Source organism: Streptomyces sp. NPDC048506 (genome assembly GCF_040651315.1).
Taxonomy (GTDB): domain Bacteria; phylum Actinomycetota; class Actinomycetes; order Streptomycetales; family Streptomycetaceae; genus Streptomyces.
In genome coordinates this window covers 1-1,029 of the sequence record NZ_JBEZIX010000138.1, presented here as the reverse complement: position 1 = coordinate 1,029, position 1,029 = coordinate 1, and the positions used below count along the sequence as shown (strand labels likewise).

Genomic DNA, 1,029 nt, shown 5'->3' with positions numbered 1-1,029 from the left:
CACAGCCTCCGGGCGGTCTTCTTGGAGGCCACATGGAAGATGGCTTCGATCGCGTCGTGGCAGCCACGCCCCGGCCTAAAGCCATAGCTCCGCCCGTCAAACCGGGCTTCCCACTCTGGTTCCAGAGCGTTCTTCACCCTGGCCTGGTTCGCCCGGTCACGGATGACCGGAATTCCCAGGGGGCGCTTCTTCCCGTTGGCCTTCGGGATATACACACGCTTGACGGGCCTTGCAGGTATCTCCGGCTTGGCCAGGATGTTCCTTGCCAGCCTCCCCCTATCCGCTGGAGCGAGCGCAACCGCTCCGTCGATCCCGGCCGTCTTCTTACCGGTGCTCTGCTGCGCGACCCGCCTGACACTTGTCAAGGTGTTGGCCTTGGAGCGCAGCATGAGCTTTTGCAGGTTGCGCGCCTGCTTCAGGTTGCCTTCACGAGTGGCCCTGTAGATTCTCTGGCGAAGTCGCCGTACAGCTGCTTCCTCCTGGCTCCAGTCGATGCCGTTCCAGAATTCAGCGTCGCCGCCCTCGGTTCCGTTCATCGAGGGGGCAACCCCAGTAGTCTCTATCACCGGCGTCTCCCCTCTCTGCCTAACTTGCGCCTCGGTGCTGGTCTCTTGCCGTTGTCCCTACATGACCTACCTGGTCCACGTCAGCTCGCTTTCGCGACCGGCAGTGCCGGTATCCGCCGGGTTATGTCAGCCTGGCGAGAGATGCCGTTCCGGCTGGCTTTCCCCTGGGCTTTCGCCCTAGCGACGTTCGCTTCTTGGACCATCCTGTTCCCGCACAGGATTTCCGCCTTCGTTGCCTCGGGCCTACCGGCTGACTCACCGGACCTGTACGGGGTTTCCACGTTCCGCTGTCTGCAGATGCGACCAGGTTTGGGCGCCCTCTTTAAGCCGGCCTCCACGGTGACCTACGCACGAGGTCCATCAACACCTCACGCCCCCCAGTAATGGGACTACGTCGTGTTGCGCTTCTCAGCGCGAGAGGCTTCCACCGCCGTGTGCTCGCCATTGACGCGGTGTACGGATA

At 62.8% G+C, this 1,029-nt stretch carries 1 protein-coding gene; it reads right to left on the bottom strand.

Going from position 1 to position 1,029, the window contains the following annotated elements:
- The coding region (locus AB0C96_RS43095) for a reverse transcriptase N-terminal domain-containing protein (protein WP_362925771.1) at window positions 1-536 on the bottom strand (536 nt) is incomplete at its 3' end.
- Window positions 537-1,029: the final 493 nt, after the last annotated feature.